1 protein-coding gene is annotated in these 204 nt (G+C 50.0%); it reads left to right on the top strand.

Annotated features, from left to right (window positions below; genetic code table 11):
* The coding region (locus WFZ86_RS20365; protein ID WP_342693649.1) for an Ig-like domain-containing protein at window positions 1-204 on the top strand (204 nt) is incomplete at both ends.

The following is a 204-nucleotide window of genomic DNA, read 5'->3' as shown; positions in this document are numbered from 1 at the left end:
CATCACCAGCATCAACGGCACGACCTTAACCCCAGGCATAGCGCAAGTGATTGCGGTGACCAACGGCACGGTAAATATTACCGCAGCAGGAGTGATTACTTTCACCCCAGCAGCGAACTTCAATTCCGCGACCCCAGTAAGCATTCCTTATGTGATCACCGATGGAAATGGAGGAACAGCTACTGCCAATGCATTAATTACAGT

The sequence above is a fragment of the Flavobacterium polysaccharolyticum genome (genome assembly GCF_038739875.1).
GTDB classification, from domain to species: domain Bacteria; phylum Bacteroidota; class Bacteroidia; order Flavobacteriales; family Flavobacteriaceae; genus Flavobacterium; species Flavobacterium polysaccharolyticum.
Note: the sequence above shows the minus strand (reverse complement) of the source record. Positions and strands in the feature narration are given on the sequence as shown.